Source organism: Dokdonella sp. (genome assembly GCF_039926425.1).
In the GTDB taxonomy this organism is placed as follows: Bacteria; Pseudomonadota; Gammaproteobacteria; order Xanthomonadales; family Rhodanobacteraceae; genus Dokdonella_A.
Genome location: NZ_JBDSWZ010000267.1, coordinates 1 through 22491 on the forward strand (window position 1 = coordinate 1; position 22491 = coordinate 22491).

Annotated in this window: 18 protein-coding genes; 9 read left to right on the forward strand and 9 right to left on the reverse strand. The window is 61.4% G+C overall.

Annotated elements, in window-relative coordinates:
* The 3 genes from prmC to ABIV12_RS15125 all read left to right on the forward strand — a co-directional run.
* Positions 1–762: peptide chain release factor N(5)-glutamine methyltransferase (gene prmC, locus ABIV12_RS15115; RefSeq protein ID WP_348060793.1), on the forward strand; the 762-nt coding region annotated here is incomplete at its 5' end.
* A gap of 771 nt (positions 763–1533) precedes the next feature.
* Complete coding sequence (locus ABIV12_RS15120) at positions 1534–2505, forward strand: SDR family oxidoreductase (protein WP_348060795.1); 972 nt, start codon at positions 1534–1536, stop codon at positions 2503–2505.
* A 498-nt stretch (positions 2506–3003) separates the two neighbouring features.
* Entirely contained in the window at positions 3004–3276 is a 273-nt protein-coding gene (locus ABIV12_RS15125) for a hypothetical protein (protein ID WP_348060797.1), read from the forward strand.
* A 231-nt stretch (positions 3277–3507) separates the two neighbouring features.
* Here ABIV12_RS15125 and ABIV12_RS15130 read toward each other — a convergent pair whose 3' ends face one another.
* The 6 genes from ABIV12_RS15130 to ABIV12_RS15155 all read right to left on the reverse strand — a co-directional run bounded on the left by ABIV12_RS15130 (position 3508) and on the right by ABIV12_RS15155 (position 9144).
* Entirely contained in the window at positions 3508–3702 is a 195-nt protein-coding gene (locus ABIV12_RS15130; RefSeq protein ID WP_348060799.1) for a DUF3606 domain-containing protein, read from the reverse strand.
* A 42-nt stretch (positions 3703–3744) separates the two neighbouring features.
* Positions 3745–4269: a hemerythrin domain-containing protein gene (locus tag ABIV12_RS15135; RefSeq protein WP_348060801.1), complete on the reverse strand. Its 525-nt coding sequence runs from the start codon at positions 4267–4269 to the stop codon at positions 3745–3747.
* A 451-nt stretch (positions 4270–4720) separates the two neighbouring features.
* Entirely contained in the window at positions 4721–5476 is a 756-nt protein-coding gene (locus tag ABIV12_RS15140; RefSeq protein ID WP_348060803.1) for a DUF72 domain-containing protein, read from the reverse strand.
* 350 nt (positions 5477–5826) lie between these two features.
* The gene (locus ABIV12_RS15145; RefSeq protein WP_348060805.1) at positions 5827–6975 is read right to left on the reverse strand and encodes a hypothetical protein; all 1149 of its coding nucleotides are present in this window, start codon (positions 6973–6975) and stop codon (positions 5827–5829) included.
* Entirely contained in the window at positions 6972–8351 is a 1380-nt protein-coding gene (locus ABIV12_RS15150; protein ID WP_348060807.1) for an ABC transporter ATP-binding protein, read from the reverse strand. The genes ABIV12_RS15145 and ABIV12_RS15150 overlap by 4 nt, the downstream gene beginning before the upstream one ends.
* On the reverse strand, positions 8341–9144 hold the full coding sequence (locus ABIV12_RS15155) for an ABC transporter permease (protein ID WP_348060809.1): 804 nt from the start codon (positions 9142–9144) through the stop codon (positions 8341–8343). Before ABIV12_RS15155 ends, ABIV12_RS15150 begins: the two co-directional genes overlap by 11 nt.
* A 181-nt stretch (positions 9145–9325) precedes the next feature.
* Here ABIV12_RS15155 and ABIV12_RS15160 point away from each other — a divergent pair, with 181 nt between their 5' ends.
* The 3 genes from ABIV12_RS15160 to ABIV12_RS15170 all read left to right on the forward strand — a co-directional run bounded on the left by ABIV12_RS15160 (position 9326) and on the right by ABIV12_RS15170 (position 12774).
* Positions 9326–11254 (forward strand): rhamnan synthesis F family protein, encoded by a 1929-nt coding sequence (locus ABIV12_RS15160; protein WP_348060811.1) that lies wholly within the window; start codon positions 9326–9328, stop codon positions 11252–11254.
* A gap of 102 nt (positions 11255–11356) precedes the next feature.
* Positions 11357–12472: an NAD-dependent epimerase/dehydratase family protein gene (locus ABIV12_RS15165; protein ID WP_348060813.1), complete on the forward strand. Its 1116-nt coding sequence runs from the start codon at positions 11357–11359 to the stop codon at positions 12470–12472.
* Positions 12469–12774: a hypothetical protein gene (locus tag ABIV12_RS15170; RefSeq protein WP_348060815.1), complete on the forward strand. Its 306-nt coding sequence runs from the start codon at positions 12469–12471 to the stop codon at positions 12772–12774. The genes ABIV12_RS15165 and ABIV12_RS15170 overlap by 4 nt, the downstream gene beginning before the upstream one ends.
* Positions 12775–12912: 138 nt before the next feature.
* Here the strand turns inward: ABIV12_RS15170 and ABIV12_RS15175 are convergent, their stop codons facing one another.
* The 3 genes from ABIV12_RS15175 to ABIV12_RS15185 form a co-directional block, all read right to left on the reverse strand.
* Entirely contained in the window at positions 12913–13197 is a 285-nt protein-coding gene (locus ABIV12_RS15175) for an EexN family lipoprotein (RefSeq protein ID WP_348060817.1), read from the reverse strand.
* Between the two features lie 98 nt (positions 13198–13295).
* On the reverse strand, positions 13296–14633 hold the full coding sequence (locus ABIV12_RS15180) for a hypothetical protein (RefSeq protein ID WP_348060819.1): 1338 nt from the start codon (positions 14631–14633) through the stop codon (positions 13296–13298).
* A gap of 138 nt (positions 14634–14771) precedes the next feature.
* Entirely contained in the window at positions 14772–16178 is a 1407-nt protein-coding gene (locus ABIV12_RS15185; RefSeq protein WP_348060821.1) for an MBOAT family protein, read from the reverse strand.
* A gap of 1019 nt (positions 16179–17197) precedes the next feature.
* Between ABIV12_RS15185 and ABIV12_RS15190 the strand changes: the two genes are divergently transcribed.
* The 3 genes from ABIV12_RS15190 to ABIV12_RS15200 all read left to right on the forward strand — a co-directional run.
* Entirely contained in the window at positions 17198–19507 is a 2310-nt protein-coding gene (locus tag ABIV12_RS15190; protein ID WP_348060823.1) for a M28 family metallopeptidase, read from the forward strand.
* A gap of 665 nt (positions 19508–20172) precedes the next feature.
* Positions 20173–21492, forward strand: coding sequence for a hypothetical protein (locus ABIV12_RS15195; RefSeq protein ID WP_348060825.1), 1320 nt, complete (start codon positions 20173–20175; stop codon positions 21490–21492).
* Between the two features lie 464 nt (positions 21493–21956).
* Positions 21957–22491: hypothetical protein (locus ABIV12_RS15200; RefSeq protein WP_348060827.1), on the forward strand; the 535-nt coding region annotated here is incomplete at its 3' end.

The window sequence follows — 22491 nt, forward strand, 5'->3', positions numbered from 1 at the left end:
ATCCTGCTGGCGCACGTGCTCGGCCAGTCGCGTGCGTGGTTGTTCGCGTGGCCCGAATCGGACGTTGATGAAGCACGCGCGGCGCATTTCGCGCGGTTGATCGCGGCACGTGCACGCGGCGAGCCGATCGCGTACCTGACCGGACGACGCGCGTTCTGGTCGCTCGATCTCGAGGTCGGCTCCGGCGTGCTGATCCCGCGACCGGAAACCGAACTGCTGGTCGAACTCGCACTCGCGCGCATGCCGGCGGATTCAACCTGCGCGGTGGCGGATCTCGGCACCGGCTCCGGCGCGATCGCGCTCGCGCTTGCGCGCGAGCGTCCGCGAGCGCGTGTGCTCGCGACCGACGCGAGCGGCGATGCGCTGTCGATCGCCCGCGCCAATGCGAAACGCCTGGTCATCGGCAACGTCACGTTTGCGCAAGGCGACTGGTGCGATGCACTGGGCGACCAGCGCTACGATCTGCTCGTCTCCAATCCGCCGTACATCGCACTCGATGACCCGCACCTGCGCGAAGGCGATCTTCGTTACGAGCCTGCATCCGCGTTGTCCTCGGGTGTCGATGGACTCGATGCAATCCGCCGCATCGTCGCAGCCGCGCCAGAACACCTGCATCCACGCGGCACACTTCTGCTTGAACACGGATGGGATCAGGCCGCACGTGTGCGCGCATTGCTCGATGAGCGTGGATTCGTTGCCATCGAGACTGCGCGCGACACCGCCGGTCACGAGCGCATCACGATCGCACAGCGCGCGTCCTGACTCGCCAGCCCGCGGGCTTCCCAGACTTGCTCGGTGTTCGTGTGAACCGGTTCACAGTTGCAACGTGCGCCAGTCGTCGTCACCGATGGCCAGTGCGGCACGGAACATCGCCCCGATGCGCGGCATTCTCTCTCCCCAGATGCAGCGCGGACAGGAGTCCGTTGCCGCTTCCAGTCCGCGTCGCGCGTGAGCGCCACGCGCCGGCCTTCCAATCAAGGGCCGGCCCCCCGCGTCGCCGGAGGCGATGCCAGACGGAATTCCGGCCATGGATGGCGCCAGGATGGCATGCTCGAACGATCGTTGATGTTTCGCCCCTGCGTTTCGCGCGGGGGTTTTTTTTGGCTCGCCGCCGCTACGCGAGAAACGTCGACTTGGCGCACGCGAGCGACTGACGCACCCTGTCGACAGCATTGCCGGGAGATCGACGTGGGACGCACCGACGTGACGGCCCCAATCGATGGCGCTCAACGCCTTCGGACTTGAGCTCGCAGTGATCGATGGAGCTACCCCACTCATCATTGCAGCCCGACGTGTGATGCAGGACGGTCGCAGAGACCTGAGTGCAATGCGAGCGGCCACGCACGGAGCCGGACATCGACGTGCCGAAAGAGCGCGCGTGATTTGCTGGTGAATGGCCGGCACACACTGAATGGGTGCCTCGCAGAACGCTTCCCGTTAAGCGGCTTGAAATCGTTCCAGCGTTACGTTGAACCTCCCGCCCGCCTGTGGAGGTTTTCGATGAAGCGCAAGGCACCATCTTCCCGAACATTGATGACAGCGACCGTTGAGGCGCAACGAAAGATCCAGGCCGAGACAGACGCAAAAGATTCCAAACGATCCAAGAGCGGCAGCGCAAGAGTCAAAGGATCACCGAAGACGTCGGCAACGGAACAGCCTGGTTCGCCGCTTCCGCCGCAACATCTCCTCAAGCCGGGTCTGGAGTCCGATCTTCGACCCCGTCCCCGTTTCGAAGCGAAGAAATACAAGGGCAGCAGCAAGCTGGCCGGCAAGGTGGCGTTGATCACGGGGGGCGATTCCGGCATCGGTCGCGCGGTCGCGGTCCTCTTTGCCCGTGAAGGGGCCGACGTCGCGATCGTCTATCTGGATGAGCACGCGGACGCCGAGGAAACCGCCAAACATGTCAAAAGCGAAGGTCAATCGTGTCTGCTGATGCCGGGCGACGTGAAGGACATCGCGTTCTGCCACGACGCCGTTGCGAAGACGCTGAAACAATTCGGATCAGTCGACATTCTCGTCAACAATGCGGCGTTCCAGGAGCACGCGGCGTCGATCGATGATCTGTCGAGCGATCATTTCGATTTGACAATGAAGACCAACGTCTACGGGTACTTCCACATGGCCAAGGCGTGTCTTCCGACCATGAAAGCCGGCTGTTGCATCATCAATACCGGATCGGAAACGGGCCTGTACGGTGCAAAGGAGCTGCTGGACTATTCCGCGACGAAGGGCGCGATTCACGCATTTACCAAAGCGCTCGCGGCGAACGTCATCGATCGAGGCATCCGCGTCAATGCCATTGCCCCGGGTCCAGTGTGGACCCCGCTGAATCCGGCGGACCGGTCCGCGGATGATGTGCGGTCGTTCGGGGCGTCGACGGACATGAAGCGTCCGGCGCAACCGGAAGAGATCTCACCGGCCTACGTGTTTCTTGCGTCGGCGATCTGCTCCAGCTACATCACGGGCATCGTGTTGCCCATTATGGGAAGCGTCCCTGGTGGATGATGCAGTGTGCCCGAGCGCTGCATTTTTCCGGCCCCATTGCCCTCGGCACTATGACGGTATGTGCTCATCCATAGCGCGAATTCGCATCGACAGCACCGCGTGAATTGTCTCAAGATATTGGCGGTTTTTCCTGCAGCTGCACAGGAGACTCGCCATGCGGAGCACAGTGTTGAGACTTGGCACGCTTGACGACGACCTCACGTCCATTGCCGGGGCCGTCTGCCACCTGCTTGACACAAAACCGTGCATGGTCTGGATCGACGACAGTCGTCGAATCTTCCTCGGCGAACCCGATCAGCACCCTCCCGTTCCCGTGCGATGGATCGTTGGGACTTTTGGCGCCGGCCACTCGTTGAGGTGTATCGAGGACGACCTGCGCGCGATGGCGCAAGAACGCGCCGGCAATCCGATGCCCGAATGAACGTCCCCTTGAAACCTTCCGCGGCATCCGTGAAAATCACGCCTGACTGATCAGGGCGGACTCGCAGGGGACTCAGCGTGGAGACGACCAGGATCAGCATTGGCACGCTCGACGATCCGATAGACACGCTTGCCATCCATGTGACGGAGCGTGTCCGCCACGCGGCGGCGATTGTCTGGGTGGATGGCGAGGGCTGCGTCTACTGCTCCCCGCTCACGGAGACGGAAGACGCCATCCGCAACGACATCGTCGGAACGTACGACGCTGCGGAGCTGCTCGAAGATATCGCCTCCGACTTTGGCCATTTGATCGCTCAGCGGGCGGACGACGTACGGCGATTTCAACAATAGCCGACCTCTGCGACGCGCCGATGGACGCGAGCTCATTTTCTCGTCGACCAAGACGACGCGTGACCCGGTTGGTCCGGGGACGCGTCATCACCCCATCGCGGCCGTCCTGACCCGCGATATGGCAGAAATCGAGTTTGATCTCTTCCGCAGAGATCATCGGCTAAACGGATTCCAGCGCTCGCGGGAATGACGATGGTGTGACTCGTCCGCTGTTCCTTGGATCTGCCGTGGTCAACGGTTCCAGTTTTTACCCATCCACTCCCGGACTTTTGGGACGTGGGCGCCAGCACCCAGAACAGCAATCTTCAGTTCGTCCGAGGTACAACCAAGCTTTTCCGTCCAATATCGAACGTCGCCCTCGTCATGGATGTTGATCAAATTCGAGCGGAAAACGTGCTCGCCGCTTGGCTTGAGATCGTCGGTCATGACTTCAATTTCCACGGCACGATTCGGTGAACGCAGATCGCTTTAGCCTGGCGCCTTCGGCGACCGCAAGGCGCCCTTCACCGCAGTGTTGATCTGTGCGTGCGCCGTGATCCATTTCGACGCGAACGATTCCTTCCACTCCTCGTAGTCGACGTCCATTTGCGCCAATTCGGCAGTCGAGAAGAGTTCACGCGCGGATTTGAACATCTCCCGTTCTTCTTCACCTGCGTGATGCTTGATGAGTTCGCCAAGGACTTTCGCGGATCCCGCAAACTGACGCGAGTCAAACGGAGATGCATGGAGGTCCGGCAGAACGGTCAGTTCGACCGCCCGGTGCTCCTGGATCGCCTCTGCATGCTGAAGCAATTGGTCGTGGCCGGCCTTTGCGGCGAATGCAGGATAGAACACCAGTTCTTCCCACTTCGCGTGCGGAATCAATGCGGCCTCGATCGTCCCAAGCAACTCTTCGCGCGTCTTTACTGCGCGATCAGTCGTTTCATTCATTCGCTCGAAAAGTCCGTGCAGTACGTCGTGCTCTTTCTGGAGGGTGGCGAGAATGCTGCGCATGAGGATCTCCTGGAATTCGAGTCTTCGTTTTAGCGTGCACGCGCTTAACATCCCTGATGACTTCGGCGAACCGCGCGGTTGGCATTCAGCCTGCGCACGAGTGCATCGATTCAGCGTCGATTCCGCGCGCGGATCGCAGCGTATGGATCACAGACCAGGAGAGCAGAATGAGCGAGAAGAAAAGCCAAGTGGGGACTGATGCGGGTGGCTTGGGAAAGACACCGTCTCCACAACCCATGCCCGGCAACGGTTCGCCGAACGATCGGCCAGGTGATGACCAACCCAACGACCCGGCGAAAACGCCGGCTGGCATGGGAAATGACGACAAGGCGCGGTAATTGAACCCCTTGGTCCGGGCACATCGGAGCCTTCTTCTCGGAGGCAGTCCGTTGTGCTCGCTGCTCGCCACGTTGCCTTCAGTTGGGCGTACGAGTCGTCGAGCGAGTCATCATCAAGCCGTGGGCGTCGCGTTCAATAGCGTCAGCAGGCGTTGCAGTGTCCGCGCGTTCTGGGTCGCAAATCCTCGCGACGTGTTGTCAAAAATGCACCAGACGTGCTGGCCACCCGCTTGACGGTGGTCCAGTTCGCGGGCCACCGCGATGAGTCGCCCGTCGTCGTAGTTGGAGACATACACCGTTGGCGTTCCGTGGAGCCGCACATACGCTGGCTTCGCCGAGGCAAGTGGCCAAGCTCCTTGATCACACACCGGCGGATCAGCGCCCACCCGACCAGTATCGAATGCGCTAAGCAATTGTTCGGCCCTTTTCTGAAACCAACTCACGTGTCGAGGCTCGATCACTGCAGGGCCGTCGTACATCCTGCGTAGCGATGTCAGGAACTGCTCCACGGTTGCATCGTCAAACGCGAGACTCGGCGGGAGTTGAATCAGCAGACTTCCCAAGCGGTCGCCGAGGGAGTCGACTTCGTGCAGGAATTTCGTCAGAGGCTGGGTGCTTTTCTTCAAGCGCAGGTCGTGGGTGATTGCTTTCGGGACCTTCACCGAAAATCGAAAATCCTGCGGTACCGAGCACGCCCACCTCGCGTACGTCGACGCGCGATGGGCCCGGTAGAAAGACGAATTGATCTCGACTGCATTGAAGACTGCAGCGTAGCGTTCGAGATGAGTGCCTGGATGCGGGAATTCGCTTGTGACGTTGCCGGGCAACGACCAACCCGCGCAACCGATACGAACAGGACATCGTGTCATCGGGGTAGGCTCCGGACGGGTGGACTCTGTCATTGCGTCATTTCGCCGAACAGAACTTGCGGTGGACGTATTGAGGCCGTTGGCTCCAATCGAAGCCGCATTCGTCACCATCACCACCGGAACATACCGATCGCTCGCAGCACGCTTGCGTCAGCACTGCTGATTCAGCTGTCTTCTTCCCCCGTTCGCCTGTCTGATCTGGAGAACATCACGGCGCAGTGCGTCGTCGATCCCGGGATCTGTGTGCAGACGCGCGTTTCCTGGGGCAAACATAAGGCGAGACTCACCTGCCACATGCAAAATGCTGTTATCGCTGCTCCAACCGCAGCAGCCGAGGTCGCTGGCCGAAATCAATCGCCTGACGGATCCGTACGTTCGCTCGCCGATCCGTCGGAGTGATCCGTGTCGTCGACGCGTTTCGATGCATCAATGATTTCGGAAAGACGATCGCGGAGCTCCGTCAGCGACGTGTGAACATCCACAATGCCCGGTGGACGGCGTCGATCCATGGGCGCAGATCCTGCCGGCCATGTCTGCTGCGCCGGCCCCTCCGATGCATCGACGTGCAGCTCAACCCGGGATGCGGCTTCGCGGCGATCGTTTTCGAAATGTGCGAGTGTGGCTTCCACGATCGCTTCGTCGAGGCAAGGGCCGAACACCTCTGCACCCTCCGAATAGGCCGCCGAGATCCGCGCGATGTCGGACCACGACTCCGCTCGTCCGTGCGACAGCGACGTCCACAGGTTGTTCACGAGAGATGGCAGGGTCGGTTGATCAGTGGCGTTCGCCGCGTCGGATCCAAAATGGCGCTGCTGTTGATCAATGAACGCGTCGACGTCCGCATGGTTTCCGGAATCACCCTCCGGCCAATCGATCTCAAGCGTGTCGAACACGGTTTTGACTGCCGTCCGCCAATGGTCAACGATCGCGTCGTATCCGACGATCGCACGGGGAATTCCTCGCGTGTATCGTTCCGCTTCCAGCATGTGCTGCAACCAGCACAGGTTTGAGCGGGCGGGCGAGTCCACCCATTTCTGCGCCTGCAGCGATCGCGCGACATCACGCGGATCCCGCGCGACCAGCACGGCACGGGGCCGGTAGCCCAGTTGCTCCATCGCTTCGAGCCAGATCGGCAGTGTTCGGCAAAATCGCGGGTCCTTCATCGCCCACGGTCGAGTCGGTGAAAAATCGCGCTCAATCAGACCGCGAGCGTCGGAGACCGCGCTCCGGAACGCTGGAAGGCTTTGCCAGTTCTGCGGCATTTCGCGTGGATCGAAGCGCGAGCGGCCAAGCGCTGAATACAATTGCTCGTTGATGCGGAATGCGCCCAGATGCTCCCAGAATCCGGTCGTATTGACGCCATCGACCGGCTGCATGACCGTCGGCCCAAGATCGTAACCGAGCCGATGGAGCAGGCCGGCAAACGCAGAGGTTCCGCCGCGATGCATGCCGAGTACGATCAGCGGTGACGCTTGCAGGATGTCGGACGACGCGTTCATGGGAGCACACCAGCGAGTTCCGCGTCGACGCCCGCTCCAGGCCGCTCGCAGACGCTGACCGATGGCAAGACGTCCAGGTCGACCATTCCGGTCGCGAGGCGATCCGTTTCATGCATCACTCGGAACATCGTCGCATCGACGATACGCGCAAGAAAGATTTCGACCTCTTCGGTGCAGCCAAGGACCCCCGCGTTGATGAAATAAGTGCCCGGAGCCAGAAGGCAGCGGAAGCGAAACCGCACGACAACCTCGAACCCGGGTGCGACCGCGTCGATGCCCTTGCCATGGGTCGCCGAGGCTGCGCCGGCAAGTTCGAGTCCCGTGATGCTCTTGATCATCATTCCGAAGCGCACCCGCACTGCGTCCCGATCGAACGAAGCGCGGTAGGTGTAGGTGTACCACCCGCCTGGAATCAGCACGTTGACTTCTCGCTGATCGGCGGTCATCAGCGTGGGAGCATGGATTCGAGCGCCCTGTTGCGGGTAGAAAAGCGGAGTCGCAACGAATGTCGGATCGAGAGAATCCGCCGGCGCGTCGTTCGTCGTGCCGGAACGTGCTCCAACCTCCACCTCAGACTCGGCCACGCTGCCCCGCAGGAAATCGGCTGCGAGCGATGCACGCACGGCGGACACTTGATCGGCTTGTGCGTACAAGAGTTTGTGATAACACGCCATCACCGATTTCGGCGAACCCAAGGCAAGCATTTCACCGGCGTCCAGAAGCAGTGCGCGGTCGCACAGTTCCAGAATGGTGGCTGATCCATGCGAGACGAACAGCACGGTCGCGCCGGAATCGCGGATTGCGCGAATGCGCGCATAACATTGCCGCTGGAAGGCCTCGTCACCGACCGCCAACGCTTCGTCGATCACCAGAAGATCCGGGTCGACGTTGATCGCGACCGCGAACGCAAGCCGGATATACATGCCGCTCGAATAGGTCTTGAGCGGCTGGTCGAGAAAATGGCCGACTCCGGAAAAGGTGATGATCTGCTCAAACTTCGCATCCGTCTCGGCGCGGCTGAGGCCCATCACTGCGGCATTGAGGTAGACGTTTTCCCGCCCTGTGAATTCCGGATTGAATCCGGCGCCCAGTTCGAGCAACGCGGCGATCCGCCCAACCGTACGGACGGTACCGGTGGTCGGCTGGAGGATGCCGCAGACGATCTGCAACAGCGTCGACTTCCCGCAACCGTTGCGCCCGACGATGCCGAGTGTTTCGCCGCGCGGGACATCGAGGTTGATGTCCTTCAACGCGGTGAAACGCCCCGGTTCCGTCCTCGACCATGGGAGCGACGCCGTCAGCCGATGATGCGGCTTGGCATACGTCGCAAAGGTCTTGCCAACCGTCCGCAGTTGAATGGCGCAGTCAGAGGACATCGGCGAATCCCGGGCGGGTGGCATGGAAGATTGCAAACCCGGCGTACATGCTCGCCGTCGCGGCGAAGAGATACAGACCCAGGCCCAACCAATCCGGTGTGATTCCCCACAACGCGACGTTCCTTGCCTGGTCGATAATGAAGGTCAGCGGATTGATCTCGATCAACCATCGATATTGAATCGGGATCGCATCCTCCGGGACGATTGCGGAGGACAGAAACAGCATCGCCATCGCAAGCACGCCGGTCACGTGGTTGATGTCGCGAAAGTACACGCCGAGGCAAGCCATCAGCCATGCAACGCCTGTGCAAAGGACGGCGAGCGGCAGAAGCACGATCGGGAAATAGACGATGGTTGCCGGCGGCAACCCGACCAGCACGGAATACACCACGGCAAACACGAGCACGTTGAGCAACTCGTGGAACAGCGCACCCGCGACAAGCGCCCACGGCAGCACATCAAGCGGGAACACCACGCGCTTGACGTAGTTCGGATTGCCCGCCACAAGCGTCGGCGCTCTGGTCAGGCACTCGGCGAAGAAGCCGTGAACGATGAGTCCGACGTACAAAATCATCGCGAAACCTGCCTTGCTGTTCTCTGTGTGCGGCCAACGACTGCCCATCACGTAGCCGAACGCGATGGTATAGACCGTCAAGACCAGGAACGGTGTGACCAGTGCCCATAACAATCCGAATGTGGATCCGCGGTAACGGCCGAGGACATCGCGTTTCGCCACCTGCCATACCAACGCTGGATGAGCCCGGAAAACGCTGAGAGGTGCAAGAATCTGCATTCCGATGATCCCGGGTTGTTAAACTGTGGCCAGCGGCGTGACCGAAGAACATGATTCGAGGTTTCGGAACCTCAGATGAAGTTGGCCGTAAAGCGCACGTGGCGATACAGGATTGTGGACCCACACTTCATATTCTGCGTCCAGCTCGGCGATGTTGAGCCCGAATTCCAGGAGGCCTTTGATGCGCGAAACGCACGCACGAGAGTGGTCGCGCATTGCATTGTATCTATTTTATGACGAGGCCGGCATCGTCGATCCCTACGTCATCACGGCGCTGCAGGCGTTTCGCGAGCACGTGGATCGCCTCGTCATCGTGTGCAACGGGCCTCCTTTGCCAGACGGACTGGTTGCGCTCAAGTCCGTTTCAGATGACGTTCTGGTGCGCGTCAATACCGGCTTCGACGTCGGGGGCTACCAGGAAGGTCTTGAGATTCTTGGCCGTGCCGCAGTGGAGTCGTATGACGAGCTGCTTCTGCTCAACTACACCTTCTTCGCGCCGATATTCCCTCTGGCCGAGATGTTCGAGGCGATGGAATCGCGTGCGTGCGATTTCTGGGGAATCTCCGCACACAAGGAACTGCGACCGAACCCGTTGACCGGCGGCGACGTGCTTCCGTTCCATATCCAGTCGCATTTCATTGCGGTCCGGAAACCGTTGCTCGATTCCGACGCATTCTGGTCGTATTGGTCGCAGATGCCGCCGATCCGCTCGTACGTGGATTCGATCACCCATCACGAGAGCAGGTTCACGCAGCATTTCGGCAGTCTCGGACACGCATTTTCCGTCTACATGGACCTCGAGGATTTTCACACCGCCCATCCGATGCTGATGGAAGTGGATCGGATGATCGAGATGCGCTGCCCGATCATCAAGCGGAGGGCCTTCTTCCATGATCCGATCTATATGGAATCGGAAGCGATCGACTTGCGCCGCGCGCTGGACCTGATTCGCACCACCTCCAGTTACGACATTGGTCTGATCCACCAGAACCTGCTGCGCACAGTCAACCTGCGCACCGTGTACACCAACCTCGAACTCCTGGACGTCTTCACCGACGCGCGCGACCCGGGAATGCGCACGAGCTGGACATTCGGTGCGGTAGCCGTTGTTGCGCACGTGTACTACGTCGACCTTCTCGAAGAGCTGCTCGACTACGCGGGGCACATCCCGTGTCCATTCGATCTTTACGTCACGACGGACAGCGCGGATAAACAGCACGCCATCATGCAACGCCTGGCGTCGTTTGATCGGGGCTCGACACGAGTCGACGTCGTCGCATCGAACGTGGGACGGGATACCGCGGCGCTTCTGATCGAGCAGCGGGATGTTGTCCTTTCCGGACACTATGGGCTCCTCTGTCGCCTCCACACCAAGAAGTCACCACAGGACGGCGCAGTCCGCGCGGCCAGTTTCAAGCGACACCTGCTGGAAAACCTGTTGGCGTCGCCCGGATTTGTGTCGAGCGTGTTCGACGTATTCGAGGACGATCCGCGCGTCGGCATGGTATTGCCTCCGGTCGTGCATATCGGTTATCCGACGCTCGGGCATGCCTGGTTCCTCAATCAGCCTCGGGTGACTGCGATCGCCAAGCGCCTCGGCATCGCGCTGCAGCCGGACGTCCATACGCCGCTCGCCGCCTACGGCTCGATGTTCTGGTTTCGTCCGCAGGCGCTTGCTCCCCTGTTTGCGCATCCGTGGACGTGGAATGAATTCGACGAGACCGTGTATGGCGACATGGACCTCCCGCATGCGATCGAACGGCTGTTGACGTATTGCGCCCAGAGCGAGGGCTACTCGACCCGCTGCGTTTTCACCGCACGCCAAGCCGCAAGGAACTATGCGAAGCTCGAATACAAGATGCAGCTGCTGTCCAGCTGTTTTCGCACCGGAGACATCCGTTCTCAAGTTCTGCAGATGATCTACGGCACCGAGGCGGAAGAGCGGGCCAAGGCCGCTGACACCGGCGTGCGCGTTTCATTTCAGCGGCTGGTGACGGCACTGCGCAATTCGTTGCGATTTCGCATCGCGCAGGCGTCGCGACGCGTTCCGACACGTTTATCCGCCGCGCGACGGGAACCCGCAAAACAGCCGGTGTTGCGTCGTGAGTGACCTCGGTACACCACGTTCGAGCATCGGAGTCGCTGCATCTGGCTCTCCCACAGGAGCCTGGCGCCATGTACGATGCGCTTCGTTTAACGTCTGGAGACGTCCATGCTGAGCAAAGGGAATTCCTCCTCCGCGTCCGGAAGCGTCTGCTATGTGACCGGCGGCGCCGGTTTCATTGGCTGCGCCCTCTCGCATGAACTCGTCTCTCGCTTCGATCAGGTGATTGCGATCGACTGTATGCACCCCCAGGTCCACGCATCTGCTTCGCGGCCCGACGCGTTGCACGCGGGCGTCAAATTGGTCGTCGCAGACGTCACGAAGCCCGAGACGTGGAAAAAACTGCTGGCCGAGCGCGCGCCCGACACGGTCGTGCATTTGGCAGCAGAGACAGGCACGGGCCAGTCACTCCTCGAGGGCAGCCGACACGCCCACGTCAACGTGCTGGGAACGACGGTCATGCTCGATGCGTTCGCTCGCCACGACCGCATTCCGAAGCGAATCGTGCTGGCATCCAGCCGCGCGGTGTACGGGGAGGGCGCCTGGCACAGTGGTGATCATCGCCAAGCCATCTATCCCGGCCAGCGAACACGCGCGCAGCTGGACAAGAAAGTCTGGGATTTCCCCGGGCTGCGACCGTTGCCCTTCAGTGCCACCACCACGATGGCGAATCCGGTCAGCATTTACGGAGCAACGAAGCTTGCGCAGGAACACATCATGAGCGCGTGGTGTCATTCCCTCGGCGTGACGTGCGCCGTGCTTCGCCTGCAAAACGTCTACGGTCCGGGGCAATCGCTGAAGAATCCGTACACCGGCATCTGCAGCTATTTCGCCCAGCTCGCGAAAGCGGGTCGCGCAATTCCGCTGTATGAAGATGGACAGATCGTTCGCGATTTCGTGTATGTCGAGGATGTGGTCGATGCCATCCTGGCAGCAACCGCTAGTCCACTTTCCGAGATGACACCGTTCGACATCGGCTGCGGCAGACCGACGACCATCGCGGAGCTTGCCGCTCTGTTCGCGGAAATCTACGATGCGCCTGAGCCGGTTGTCACCGAACAGTTTCGCCACGGCGACGTGCGGCATGCGTCGTGCTCCATCCACCGCGCGCAAGCTGGTTTGTCGTGGGCTCCAAAAACGATACTGGCGGATGGCATATCGCGCCTGTGCACGTGGACCGATGGCCAGAAGCGCCTTCGACTGCTGCGAGACACGGCGGCATGACCTTACCTGCGAGCAGTCGTGCGAATTCCGCGAGGCGCTTGCCGGTGGTCATGGTGCTCATCGCGCTCGCGGTGTACGCGCCGGTTGCCATCGTCAGCTGGAAGGATCAGCCGAGGACTGCGCTTTGGTACATGGCGAACGGACCCGCGTTGCAAGCCAAGCTCAATGATTGCCGGACACGCATCAGTGCCCAGAACGATGCCAATTGTCGCGCCGCGAGTCACGCCTTCATGACAATCATGACCGTGGATGCCCAACAGAAAGCGGCGCCCAATCCGCGCGGAATTTCCACGCACCAGTAAGCGATCGGCGCCAGAACCGACGTCGCGGCCCTGAGCCGGTCAGACGAGGCTGAGCGCCGACAATCGGCCCGCCCTTTTCCTTTGCAAACTCACAGACCACACGCTTGACGATTCGGCCTGATCAAACACGTTGCAGGCTCAGGGGTTGGTCGATGGCTGCTGCCCGGGTGCCGCGGGTGCGCTTGCGCCATTTTTTTGCGCCGTGGCGGAAACCAGCGTGACAAATGCTTCCGTTGCGTTACGGCAATTGTCGTCCTTCTCACTAGCCGGGTTGTTCTTGCACTCGATCAACTTCGCCTGAAGTTCAGGGCCGTGACCCATCCACCACTGCGCGCTGCGAACTTCCTCACCGCACGCGGAACACGCCAGAACCGCTGCGAGCACGGTTCCGCGCGAATAGTACGCAAACGTCATCTTGTTCATGCCTTCGATCCTCTGTGCGTCAATCGCGCCGATGTTCAATTGCATCGGAAGTCCGGGCATCATGTGGACACGCCACTTAACCCCCGCCATCCGATCGATCATCTGTTGCATTCGTCCGAGCTGCTTGTATCAAGGGAGGACCGCGAACGGACCTCCACCAGCTTCGCTCCGGATCCGGTGACGCTGACGCTTCCGTCCACCACGTGCCCTGAAATCTCGACAAACACATCGTTGCGGCCTGGCACGACGGCGATCAGACGGTCTCCCTCTCCTTTGTCGTCGTTCCAACGCAGATGTGCGATCGATTCCAGAGAGCTGTCAATGACGACCAGTGCAACCTGCTTTGCGGGATGCGCACGCCCTGCTGCACCGGATGCGGACGGTGCGGCGACAAGGACCGATTCCGTTGACCCGGCGTCGGCGCGCGCACAGTCGAAGGCGGTCGCGGATCGCCAGTAGGACAGGTCTCCGAACGGTTGACCCAGGTACCTTTCCGTCATGATCCAGAACACGACGTCAGGCTTGTATTGCTGGACCAGCGCCGGAAGGTTCGGACGCCGATTGGGTTCGGCCCAATGCTGATCCACTTGCAGGGTGTCTGCGAAGGCATCCTGCAGGTAAGGAGAGAGCGAATTCCCGGACGAGTCGCGCAACACCAGAGCCCTCATTGGCGAGCGTGCAACGGCGGTGTGCGTGGTGCGCGGCAGATCCAGCAAATCGGTGGAGGTGTTACCGACAACCTTGCGAGCGTGCCCGGAGTCGTCAAGGATATCGACATCGGCGAGCGGGGCCTGCAATTGCACGGTGGTCCACGGATTCGGTCGCTCGATGCTGAGCATCGCGGCAAATTCATTGCCATCGTCGCGTTCCGCGACGCCGCTCAAGAGCGGTGCCGCCAACTTTTCCAGTCCATGCACACGTTCGTTGAGATGCCGGGTAATCGCGAGCCAACCAATGTAAGCGCCGTAGTCGTTCCAATGCGAATTGAAGGGCGAATACGTGTCTGCGTGATGGCGGGCCTCGCGAAGCGTCGGTCTGAGATCCAGCAGTGGCAACGTTGCGCGGTACTCGAGCAGTCGGTCGAACGAGTGGGTCTTCGTGACCGCCGTTGTCCATGCTGGAAGCATGTCCGGGTAGATGGACCATTTGGCAGGCGCGATGATGATCATCGACGCGATTCCGCGCGCGGCGAGCCACCGGCGTTGCAGCGATGCGGTTTCCACCCATTGCGTCGCCTGCGTCGCATCGAGCGCGTCACGGCCGACGGCCTGTGCGAGGTTGCGGTCGAAGCGATCGCCGAGGAAAAGCCAGCCCCAACGGCCGACGACCGCCGATGCGGGCTGGGGTGAGACACCCATGCGGTAGGCGAGGGAGTTGTATGCAGCGACCGCGTCGTTCCAGAGCGGCGTCGCCGCCCGAAGCCGGTTCTTTGCCACGTCGGGCGTAGCAGTGTGGTCTCTCAGCGATTCGACGAACCGAGGAAATGCAGGCGAGACAAGGACGGCCACGAGTGGCGTCCAAATCGCCAGCATGAAAAGGAGATAGTTCAGCCGGGGCGGCAAGCGAGGCATCGACTAGAACCGGAAATAGAGGAAGGGGCTATAGGCGCCCGCGAGAACTTTGGCGCATGCGAGTCCGAAGGTTGCAATGCGTACCGAAACGACGACTGGATGCAACCATCGGAGCACAGAGCCGGAGAGACGTCGTGTGGGTGGCACTGAAAGACAAACCGCAACGAACATCGCAAGGACCGTTGCCGGATCCAGGAACTCCAGTGCCGGATGGCCATTGCTGTTCGACGCGAATCCCGCCATCGCCTGCAGCAGGGCTGTGGCGTGTTCAAAGCTGTTCGCGCGGAACAGGACCCAGCCGACGACGATCACCGCCAACGCATAGACGTGCCGCGCGGCCGCGGACAGCGCGCGACGCTCGAAGTCGACGGCGCGCTCGAAGGCCATGAAAGAGCCGTGCCACAGTCCCCAGACGACGAACGTCCAGGACGCACCGTGCCAGAAGCCGGTCAGCACGAACACGATCATCAGATTGACATAGGTTCGCGCGGATCCGCGCCGGTTGCCGCCGAGCGGCACGTAAACGTAATCGCGAAACCAGGACGAGAGGGTCATGTGCCAACGTCGCCAGAACTCGCGGATCGATCGGGAGACGTATGGGTCGTTGAAATTCTCCGGGAAACGGAAGCCGAGAAGGCGGCCGAGTCCGATCGCCATATCGGAATAGCCCGCGAAATCGAAAAAAATCTGCAGGCTGTAGGCAATCACTCCGACCCATGCGGTGGCGAAGGAGAGTTCGTTTGCAGGAAGCGCGAAGACTGCGTCGGCCGTCTGCGCGAGCGTGTCCGCGAGCAGTACTTTCTTGCAAAAACCCCCGGTGAACCGGAGCAGGCCTTCGGTGTATGCAGGGTCGTCGACCTCTCGCTCGCGGAGTTCGGCCGCGACATCGCGATAACGGACAATCGGACCTGCAATCAGTTGCGGGAACAGCGACTTGTAGGTTGCGAAGCGTAGCAGCTGGTGGGTGGCGCCGATCGTTCCGCGATGGACGTCGATCAGGTAGCTCATTCCCTGGAACGCGAAAAAACTGATTCCGAGTGGCAGCACGGCATCGACAATCGGAATCAGGTTCGGTCGACCCACCAACCCGGCGACGAGGTCTGCATTGCGCGTCAAAAATCCGACGTACTTGTACCAGCCGAGCAAAGCGAGGTTGAACAGAATGCCAAGGATCAGCCAGGGTCGGGCACTGCGTCCGGTTTGGCGCGCGCGATCGATGCGAATTCCGGCGGCGAAATTTCCGACAATGGATGCAACGAGAACGCCCAGCCCGGCCTGGTCGCCGCTCGCGTAGAAGACGAGACTGGCGAACAGAAGGACCGCGTTGCGCGCCTGCCGCGGCGTGAATTGATAGCAGAGCAGGAACAGCGGCAGGAACACGAAAATGAAGAGAGGCGAGCTGAAACCCATCGGCGGCCTTTTACATGGTGAGAAGGACTTCGCCCAGGTCCCGACTGATGTGCCGCCGCCTCATGCGTCGGGACGCCGCTGATCGCGTCCGACGTTCCCGTTGGCTGACGCATCGTCATTCGCCTGGACCCCACCCGATTTTTCGCCGCCGCCGCAGCGATCGCGATCGAATCGTACGGAGTCGCGCACCTCATCGGTTCGGCGGATTATAGCGAGCGTTTGCGCAGGTGCTTCAAGCCAGCTGTCATTTGCCTGCCGACGAGCAACCGTCCAAGCTCGCGCTCGCAATGAACGTCGACGGCACGGGTGTGCTGACTCCGCTTGCAGCGTTGGACAGCAACCCCGCGAAGGCCGCGATCGTCAACGCAGCCGGGGCGATCCGCCAGGTCGCCCTGAGCAACGCGACCCCCGACGATCGCAGCGCTCCGGTGGTTGTTCCGGTCACCGGGGCGAGCCATTGCGCCGCGGTGCAGGTGCAGATCACGCGCAGGCCGACACATCTCTGGGCAGACCGCGCGTGGAGTACGGTGCATTCCCTCCCGCCGATGGTTGCGCTCGATTCGCAGGCTGCGCAAGGCGGGATGCTCGACACGTTGGGCGGAATGGCCGGCAGCTATGCCAGGGTCGGCAATGTGTTGAGTGGCGGCCTTCGCGATCTGGTTGATCGATTGACCCGGAACGGGCATGCCGCGAGCGCGGATTCGTGGGTCACATCAGGGACTCGCGCTGCACCTCGCTTTGGCGGAACCAACGTACCGCAGGCGGACGTGCGAGATCGAACGCGTCCAAACGCGAACTGCCATTGGAAGACCCGCCGCACGTGTGCGAAGCCGCCTCGGTTTCGGCCTTTCAGGTTCACAGGACACGGCGGCACGGTGCGCTTGCGGTCGCATTGCCTCACGCGGCTTCGTCGCAATGCACCAGCAAATCCATCCATGCCGATTGGCAGGGTGCAGGGCATCTCTACGGGCGTAGTCTTGGCGGCTGACTGATCGACGCCCAACCGAGGGGTTTTCACCATGCACCAAGCCACGACACCGATACTGTCCGTTTTGATTCCGATGCTTCTCGTGATGGCCGGTGGCGCGAGTGCGGCGACCCCGACCATGGCCGCGAACAGCGGGCCGCTACTCGGCTTCAGCACGGACGGCGCTGTGGCGCAGCGCGCACTCGAGCAACGCTTTGACGCGCAACTCAAAGCGGACGATCAGCGCGACTGGATGCGCCAGATGGCGGCGGAGCCCAATCAGGTGGGTTCGGCACACGACAAGGCGAATGCCGAGTTCATGCTCGCAAAGTTCAAGGAGTGGGGTTGGGATGCGCGCATCGAAACGTTCGATGTGTTGTATCCGACGCTGAAATCGCACGCGCTTGAACTGGTCGGACCCACGCAGTTCAGTGCAAGCTTGAAGGAGCCGGCCATCGAAGGTGATGCGTCGTCTTCGAAGACGGAGGGTGGCCTTCCTCCGTACAACGTGTATGGCGCCGATGGCGATGTGACCGCCGAACTCGTCTACGTGAATTTCGGAATGCCCGACGACTACAAGGAGCTGGCGCGGCACGGCATCGACGTGAAGGGCAAGATCGTCATCACGCGCTACGGACACGGCTGGCGCGGCCTCAAGCCCAAGCTGGCGTACGAGCATGGCGCCGTCGGTTGCCTGATCTACTCCGATCCACACGAGGACGGCTATTTTGCCGGCGATCCGTATCCGAAAGGTGGGTGGCGTCCGGCCGATGGCGTGCAGCGCGGTTCGGTTGCCGACATGACCTTGTATCCGGGCGATCCACTGACGCCGGGCGTTGGCGCCACCGCAAACGCGAAGCGCTTGTCGGTCGCCAATGCGACGACGGTGTTGAAGATTCCCGTGATGCCGATTTCCTACGCGGACGCACAACCGCTGCTCGCAGCGCTTGGCGGTCCGGTTGCGCCGGGGAATTGGCGCGGCGCGCTGCCCATGACGTATCACATCGGTCCCGGCCCGGCCAAGGTGCACCTCGCCATCGCGTCGGACTGGACCCGCAAGCCGGTTTATGACGTGATCGCGACGATGCGTGGCGCGCAGGCTCCGGATCAATGGATCGTGCGCGGCAACCATCATGATGGCTGGGTGTTTGGCGCGTGGGATCCACTCGCCGGCAATGTCGCCATGCTGGCCGAGGCGAAAGCGATTGGCGCGTTGGTCAAGACCGGCTGGCGGCCCGCTCGCACGCTGGTGTATGCGAGTTGGGATGGCGAGGAGCCGGGGCTGATCGGGTCGACCGAGTGGGTGGAGACGCACGCCGACGAACTGAAGCAAAAAGCGGTGCTGTATCTCAACACGGATACGAACACCCGCGGATTCCTCTCCGCCGAGGGCAGCCATTCGCTGCAGCATCTGATCAACCAGGTCGCCGCTGATGTGCGCGATCCTGAAACCGGCGTCAGCGTGCAGCAGCGCTTGCGCGCCGCGTTGCAGGTGGAAGGGTTCGACGACAGCGCGAATGAAGAGAGCAAGCGTGTTGCCAAACTCGCTGCCAGCGGCGCTGACCTTCCGATCGGCGGCCTCGGATCGGGCTCCGATTACAGCGCGTTCCTGCAGCACCTCGGCATTGCATCGATCAACCTCGGTTATGGAGGCGAAGATCAGCAAGGCGGCGTGTATCACTCCAACTACGACACGTTCGAGCACTACGAGCGGTTCGGCGATCCGGGTTTCGTCTACGGTGTTGCGTTGGCGCAAACCGCCGGGCGCATCGTGCTGCGTGCGTCGGATGCCGCCGTGTTGCCGCTGCGCTTCGGCGATGTCGCCGACACCGTCGCGCACTACTCCGACGAAGTGCACAAGCTGGCCGACAGTGAACGTGAGCGCAGCGTGGCGCTGGACCATCTGCTGCAGATCGACGCGTTCAAGCTGTCGGCGGATCCGACCGAGGTCTCCATCGCGCCGCCGCACGAAGACGAAGTGCCTTACATCGATTTCGCGCCCCTCGACAATGCACTGGTGCGCCTGAAGCGCAGTTCGAAAGACTATGACGCTGCCTATGCAGCCGCCGCCGCGTCGGGACTGGACGTTTCCGCATCACAGCGCCGGCAGGTCAACGCACTGTTGCAGGGCATGGAGCAGATGTTCCTCGATGCGAAGGGTCTGCCCGGACGCCCGTGGTTCCAGCACTTCATCTATGCACCGGGAATGACGACCGGCTATGGCGTCAAGACGCTGCCCGGCGTTCGAGAGGCGATCGAGGAACGGCGGTGGGAAGAAGCCAGTCGCGAAGTCGTCAGAACCGCTGCGGTGCTGGATGCGTACAGCGCGCGGATGGAACAGGCGAAGGCGGCGTTGAAATAGCGGTGCGAAATGGGCCTTTGCCTGCATCGACTGCGGTCCCATTGAAAAGGCGCGTTTTCTCGCTCTGCCTCGGTGGGCGGCAACTCCCGGTCAAAGTAACTCTTGCAGAAGGACGAGGGCATCGTCTAATCACTGTTGACGACAAATCCGAAGTGCGGCCGTGCCCTCCGAACCAGCGCTCGGGTGTGCCATGGACGGCATCGCTGCATGCGCCGAAGGTGGATGACATCTTGCACTGCGTTCTACAAAAGAAAGTCCTACTACAGGCCTTCATCGTCCGGTGATCTGCGCCGTCTTCCCGCGACACGCAAGTGGGAAGCGGGCCCGCCGCGATTCGCGAGCGCTAGGACGGCCGGAACGTCACGCAACACCCAACGGGGAAGACGTACCGACGCGTATCTTCTTCTTTCGCGGAGAGCCGCCTGCGGGATGTGGCGCGAGCGGGACGCGGGGCTGGCTTGCCGCCGACATGCGAAGATGGATGTGCAAGGCGGGATCAAGCAACGCTTGCTTGCCGCTACGGAGATGAAAGGACGTTCTGTGGCGATACTGCAAGTGAATATATCCGTCATGGCAATGTTGCCGTCATCCGTTTCAAGTCAGTGTTCTGTGTCTCGCCTAAGAGACCTGCCGCCGACGCTGCGCCACCTCGCTGGCACCGGCGCATGAGCGGCTACCCACCAATCCGCCTGTTTGCCGCGGTGCTCGGTCTCGCGCTACTCGGAGCGACGCTGGCCTGGCGGATACCGTTCATGCTTTGGGATCACCTCGATTTCGCGCCCCTCTACGCGGCGTGGCAAAGGGGAGAATCGCTGTCGCCAACGATTTTCTGGCACAGCCATGGCGGCCATTTGCATACCGCCGCGTACGCAGTGCTCCTGTTCACGACGTGGCTTTCGCACGGGCAAACGTGGATGGATTGTCTCGCGAGTTGGATTTTTCTCGGCGTTTATGCGGCGACAATACTCGTGTTATGCCGCGAAACATTCGCGTTGGTCGACGTCCGCGTGCGTGCCAGTGTGTTACTGATCGTATTTCTCGCGCTGTATCCGGGTCACCTCGCCAACTTGCAATGGGGTTGGCAGGTCGCCGTGTTTCTCTGTCTGTCAGGGACTGTCGTCGCGATCCGCAGCCTCACGCGTCAGGAAATCTGTTGGCGTGACAACGTCATTGCCTTGTGCGCGGCGACCATCGCGGTGCTGAGCTTCGGCATCGCGCTTGCCCTGATTCCGATTGCGCTGTTCGCGATCGCGGTGCGCGGCGAGTTGCGTCCCGGCGCCCGCCTTGGGTTCGCGTTGCCGTGGCTGCTCGGCAGCATCGTCATCACGTACGCGTTGCGCTCCGATGCCAGCATTGTCATGCGCGAAAGCCATATCGAATGGGTGACGGTCGCAACGCGCGTGTTTCAGATTGGCGTCTACGCCCTCAACTTCCTCGGTGCCGGAATTGCACGGTTCGCGACCGGCGCTGCGCCTTGGCTGGGTCTCTTCGCGATTTGTTCCGGAGGTCTTGCTGCCGTTCTGCTGCGTCGTCGCCGTTCGGCATGGCCGTGGATCGGCTTTCTGCTGTTCGGCGTGATCGGGTCGATCCTGACTGCGCTCGGCCGCGTCGACGAAGGTGCAACGCAAGCGTTCGCCAGCCGGTATGTGAGCTTCTCGAGTCTGTTCTGGCTCGGCTGGGTCGGCTTGCTGACTCTTGCTTCGACGACGCGAAAGCGACATGTCGCGCAGTGCGCGGTGTTTGGCGTGGTCGCGCTGTTCGCGATCGGCAACGCGGTTGCGATGAGCAAGCGCGCGAGGCGTTTGGCGCATGAAGCGCGCGTCACGGCAGCAACTGTGTGTGCAACCTATCCTGACGTCGACGCATCCGTTCTGAAGGACATGCACTACGCCGGCGCGGATGCAGCCCGCGAACGTTTGCGTGTCTTGCATCAACTTGGATTCGCACCGTTCGACACGTGCGCGCCATCGGTCGCGATACATTGAGCGGGGCGGGACTGCGAATCCTTCCATTCTGCTTCGGACAGAGGAATAAGCGCCGAACGGTCGGCGGTTGCACGCAGGCGCAGCGTCCTGACGAATGGTCGGACAGTCCATTGAACGCCCACGTGTCCTGTTCCAACGGCCACTTCGGCGCGATATGCGGATGATTGGAGGATACGTGCTCGCCCATGGAGCTGACGGATTTCCAGTATGCGGTGCCGCATCCGGCGATTCTGCCTGCGCTCTCACAGGCTCCGTTGCTGGTGTCCGATCGCGTGCATGGTGACGGCCGCAAGGGTGGGCCTGCGCCGGGTGCGTCGCGTTGTCGGGCCAATCCGGGGCCATTTCCGCAGCGTGCGGAGCACCGAGCATCTCGATCGATCGAGCCGTTTGCCCACGTCCGCGCAATGTCCCGACCGTCGGCCGGTTCACGTACTCTTGATCAAGTTCTTCCCCGGGAGTCGTTGATGCAATCCGTTCTCAACCCGCTGTACGCAGTGATCGCGTTGATTGGCTTTTCAGCACAGTGTGTTTATGCCGAACAGTTCGATAACACGTACAGCGACGATGGTCGCTATGTCGAAAGCGGCGGCTCGAGTGACCGCCATGCGGTGGCGATGTTGGAAACGCCGAGTGGGGATATCGTGCAGGTGTCGTGGGTCGACGGAGGCTGTGGCGGCAGTCCCGCCTGTCCGCGGCTGACGTACCTGACGGCCAGTGGGGTGTACATCACGTCGATCGGAGTGGCGTTTTCGACGACAAGTGGTTTCGAGTCGATCGCTGGCGCCGCCGTCGATCGTCACGGCAGGATCATCGTCGTCGGCACGTCGACCCCAACGGTGGGCGGGCGCAATATTCGCGTCGCGCGCTTCCTGCCCGACGGATCCCTGGATACGGGGTTTGCGGGTGACGGCAATACCGATGTGGATTTCTTCGGTTTGGACGATTACGGAAAGGCGGTTGCAATCGACTCGGACGACAACATCGTGGTTGTCGGCCAAG